General features: G+C 39.0%; 2 protein-coding genes. Both read right to left on the reverse strand.

Annotated elements, in window-relative coordinates; genetic code table 11:
* Nucleotides 1–16 precede the first annotated feature (16 nt).
* Complete coding sequence (locus tag RG47T_RS06730; RefSeq protein WP_074488709.1) at nucleotides 17–1,654, reverse strand: RagB/SusD family nutrient uptake outer membrane protein; 1,638 nt, start codon at nucleotides 1,652–1,654, stop codon at nucleotides 17–19.
* Between the two features lie 20 nt (nucleotides 1,655–1,674).
* Nucleotides 1,675–4,905, reverse strand: a complete 3,231-nt coding sequence (locus RG47T_RS06735) for a SusC/RagA family TonB-linked outer membrane protein (RefSeq protein ID WP_074488710.1) — start codon at nucleotides 4,903–4,905, stop codon at nucleotides 1,675–1,677.
* Between the last annotated feature and the right edge of the window lie 202 nt (nucleotides 4,906–5,107).

Below are 5,107 nucleotides of genomic sequence, written 5' to 3' on the forward strand. Positions count from 1 at the left end.
AACGTAAGGCAGATGCTTAGTTTGGATTTACAATCGCTGCACTTCCTGCTGCTGGCGGGTTTAATACAAACTCATCAGCCGGCACATCAAAGTAATCAAGGAAGTTGTAATTGATGGTAGCTTTGGTGTTAAGCACGCCTGCTGCAGTATAAACAACAGCATTCGTTCTGCCACCACCTTTAGAAACATCATCAATAACGCCCCATCTTCTGGCGTCATAAAATGCGGTGCCTCTAAATACAAGTGCTACGCGCCTTTCTCTGCGTAACTCTTCTTTTGCTGCTGCCAATGTTAAGCCTGTTCCAGATACAGCTGCTAAGCCTGCACCCTGAGCATTTCTAACAAGATCTATACTTGCAAGGCCTAAATCAATTTGGCCTAAATAGATCAGCGCTTCAGCTTTCATCAGTTCATTTTCTTCATAGGTGCCTGCTAAATAAAGCTCATATGCACCCGGAGTAGAATTTGCTAAAACAATAGCACCATTTAAAGGGCTTTGCTTTTGTATTCCATCATATAATTTCCAGCGGCTGCTAAATGTAAAGCCACCCACCTGATTTATATATGGGGAGGATGCAAAATTGTTGGTAAATCTTTTGTCACCAGTTTTAAATTCCTGTACCAAACGCTCACTTATTTTAAACGTAGTTGATGCAGGATCTCCTGCTGATAGGGAAGCTACTGTGCCACCGCCCGCACTAAACCAGCCATTGATGTCAGATTCATTGGTTCTGCCGGTAAATACTTTGTCAGTACTGGTAATACCATTAGTAACTAATGTTAAAATTGCATTCCATTGCGTAGCCGTCATGGCGCTAACCCTTGTATTAGCTAAAATGTTTCTGGCTTTCATGGTGTTTATACTGTGGATAAACATGGCCGGTGTAGGTACAGTACCTAAGCCTACTTGCGACATAGAGGGTAACAATTCGCCCATTATGGTTGTATAATCGCTTGTGCTGGTGATGGCACCCAAAATTGCGGCAGCTGCACTCAGGTTTTTATCTGATTCTGCAATAATAGCAGCACTGTTAACATAATTTGGGTTAAGCGTATTAGGTGTATTGTTAACTAAGCCTGCATAGTAAATAGAGCCTATTTTTGCATAAGCATAACCTTTCCACCAGTAACACCATGCCTTGATCGTGTTCTTCCTGGTAGTAGCGTCACCAGAAAAATGAACATCATCAACAAGTGCCAATACCTGATTAATTGCATTATTCATGGCGTACATGTTAGTCCACTCATAATAAAACATATTCTGGCTCTGCTTATTTCGCGCGTTGTTGATCCTTAAGTTTGACTTTTGAGGGGATGAAGTAGAAATTTTAGTTCCATTATCAAGTATCACGTAATCAGGAACGTTAACAATATTAACATTTTGATTTGCTGCTTCTGCAGAAACATCATCTGCTAGTAGCTCATGATAACCCATCGGAAGTGAAAAATAACTATCTCCTAACCAGCTATCGCCATTTTGGAAACCGTTAATATAAACACCACCAGTAGCCAGGGATATAATACCTGTTTCAGTTTTCGCTTGATCCGGCGTTGGTGAGTTTGGATTTTTTACATCCAATTCCTTTTTACATGATGCAACACTAAATAAAAGCGCTATCATCAATCCAATATGTATGTATTTGTGTTTTTTCATTTTGTTAGTTTTAAAAGCAATTAAAATCCAAGATTTAATCCAACCATGTATGATTTTAAGTTAGGCATAGATCCAAGATCAACACCTCTGTCAAATGCTGAGTTGTTTGTACCAGAACTGGTTTCAGGGTCTAAACCTGTGTACTTGGTTACAGTTAAGATGTTACGGGCTGAAACGGTTAAGGCTACTCTTCTGAAAATTTTGTTCGGAAGTAAACTTGAAAAATCATAACCCAATGATACATTACGTAGTCTCAGGAAAGATGCACTCTCGTAAAAATAATCTTTCGTGCCGTTACGCGCACCATTTTGAGCACCGAAGAAATCGGCGTAAGCACTTCTATAATAAGCAGTGTATGCGGCAGTTTGCCCATTAATAGTAACTGCTTTGTCATAATCTCCGCTTATGCCGTCGCGATACATCCATTGTTTGGTTTGGTTGTAAAGGTGGCTGCCATAAACCCAATCAAACTGAAACCCAAATGTGAATTTTTTGTAATTGAACGAGTTAATGAATGAAGCATTGAATTTAGGATTGGGATCGCCCAGAGATGATACTTCGTTAGCAAATTGAATGCCTTTTGTAGTTTTATTTACTACTCTGCCATCTACTATTTCATAGCCGCTCAAATTAGCGTCGCTAATGTAACGCACACCTTCTTGGTTAGTTTCGGTAAGGCTTGTTAAGGCTTTATATCCATAGATTTGACCAATTTTTTGGCCAGGAACTAAAGCTAGTTGAGTGCTTCCTGCGGCTGCACCTAAAATTATGGCCGGGCCGTTGATGTTAGTAATGGTTGACGTTTGCTTGCTGAAGTTAGTAGTGAAATTCCAGTTGAAATCTTTTGCTTTTAAAACGTTCATTGTTAATGATGCCTGGATACCATGTGATGCAAGATCAATAGCATTAGTTAAGATAGTTGACGCACCTGTAGAAGGTGCCACGCTAACTTTATAGATAATGTTATTTCCTTTTCTGTCCCAGTAAGTGCCACTTAAAGTAAAGTTGCTAAACCAGTTACCAGAAAATCCTTTAATAGCTAAATCAAAACCACCTTCAAGTTCTTTAGAGACTTCTACAGCCAACTTTTCATTAGCTGCATCGGCAGGGATTGTAAAGGTTAATGCAGATCCTATTGTATTTGTAGTTAAAGTTGGATACCTATCAAATGGCTTTGGCTGGATGCCTGCTTTACCGAATGCTCCACGTAGTTTAAATTCAGGGAATATTTCACCTATTTTATGGTTTTTCCAGAAATTAAATGATGATGGGCGGATGTATGCGTTGGCATTAGGGAAAGTAAATGGTTTAGAGCCCTGGCCGAATGCAGAAGAATAATCGCTTCTGAAACCACCGGAAATACCACCATAATCTCCGTAATCAACTTTTTGGTTTACTACATAACCAAAGGTTATAAAAGGTGTAGTAGAATCACCGTATACCGATGTTGCCCCGGTTTGCTGGAAATTATAAATCTCATAGCTTGGCAGTCCTATACCCTGTGTGTTAAATTGTTTTTTAACATCTTTTCTATAGTCATATTGTATTAAAGTACTGGTTGTAATCGGTAGCTTACTATTAAAGTCTTTTTGAAAATCAGTTCTGATCGTTGCAGAACCGTTGAAATTTTGGAATACATCAGTATAAGTTTCTTTATAAAGTGAACCATTTAAAGCACCCCCTACGTAGCTTTTTTCGTCCAAAGCAGCCTGGTTGTTCGACTGGTCTTTATAAATTTGGTTATATTCCTGATGGCTGTAATTCAAACCATATTTTGCATTTAATTCTAAGAATTTGTTTACTTTATAATTGGCTTGCAAGTTTTGTAAAAGGTCCATCCGGTTGGTTACCTGGCTGCCATATTGGGAACGGTAGAAAGGGTTTGATCCATTCACACTCACCGTTCCTGAATTTAAAGAATTGGGAAAGTCGCCAGAGGCCAGTCTGTTGTTCAGATCATAAAATGGAGAGCTGTTTTCTACACTGTATAAACCGCCGCCATTACCGCTGCCAGTGCCAATATTCAATCCCAACCCAGGGGTTATGTTATTTTTGTTGTAAACCAATTGAGTTGTTGAACGTAGCGTAAAACCTTTAAACAGTTCGGTACCCACATTGGTAGTAAAGTTAGTCCTTTCGTTATAGCCCGCAGTTTTTATAGTACTTTGCTGATGGTTATTGGATATGGCAATATTATAATCTGTTTTATCACTTGCGCCGGATATCGCCGCGCTATAGTTAGTAGTGTAAGCAGTTTTAAATACTTGTTTAAAGTGATCGTAGTACTTTAAATTTGTGCCGTATTGTGGCACAGCAATATTTGCAGGGTTGGCCATGGCCGACGGAAAACCGGTTCCCCCATATTTCCATACTACACCCGAATACTTGCCGTCCTGATCTAAGGCAATAATAGCACCGCTGCTATTGATGAAATTACCATTAGCATCAGTTAAAAAGCTACTTAATTTGGCTTGGTGCACATCACCAGAGTTAATAATGGAAGAAGCAGTTACAGAACTAGACACATCAATTTTGGTTTTACCTATTGTGCCTTTTTTGGTAAACACCTGGATTACACCATTTGCACCTTGAGCTCCATAAATAGTTGATGAAGCTGCACCTTGTACAACCTCAATGTGATCTACAGTACTTGGGTCAAGTAAGCTAATGTCAGTTATGCGAGATTCAACGCCATCAACCAATATCATTGGCGATGTACCACCTTGTACGGTATTGATACCCCTTAATAAAATATTGGTTTTTGCACCGGGATTTCCATCAGTAGACGAAATTTGCGCACCCGGAATTTTACCAACTAAACCCTGGTCAAGCGATGCCTGTGGAGTTTGTGCTAAAGATTTTCCAGAAACGGATTCTACTGAGATAGCCAGCCGTGCCTTACTGGTTGCCACACCAGAACCTGTTACTACAACCTCATTAAGTTGTTTGTTGTTAGTAGATAACCTTACGTTTACAGTACTGCCTGTAATAGGTACATCAGTAGTAACATACCCGATAAAGCTAAATACCAATGTGGTTGCGCCTTCTGGTACCTTTAAAGAGAATTTACCATCGGCAGATGTTTGTGTGCCGGTGCGTGTGCCTTTGGCAGAAACGCTAACGCCGGGTATGGCTAAGCCATCGTCTTGTGCAGTTACAGTACCAGACACGGTACGGGTTTGTGACCAGGCTAAATTGCCAGTCAGTAACATCAAAACCCAGAGCAAGTTCTTGAGTAAGTGTTTTTTCATACTTGAATCATTAAGTCAGTTAGTTAGATTAACAATAACAAGATATGGTGTAACATTTTAATTACAATACAATATCTAATTTTTAGGGAAATTGAAAATAATTACTTGCTGTTATTGTAGTTATTTATCATTGTATTAATATTATATTACTTAATTGTAAATAATATAATTACTAATACATATTAGTAAGTGTAAAATGTAT

It is taken from the genome of Mucilaginibacter polytrichastri, from assembly GCF_001911425.1.
Taxonomy (GTDB): domain Bacteria; phylum Bacteroidota; class Bacteroidia; order Sphingobacteriales; family Sphingobacteriaceae; genus Mucilaginibacter; species Mucilaginibacter polytrichastri.

Coding starts and splice junctions, on each gene's coding strand:
- RG47T_RS06730 (WP_074488709.1), bottom strand. CDS start 1,654: ATGAAAAAACACAAATACATACATATTGGATTGATGATAGCGCTTTTA.
- RG47T_RS06735 (WP_074488710.1), bottom strand. CDS start 4,905: ATGAAAAAACACTTACTCAAGAACTTGCTCTGGGTTTTGATGTTACTG.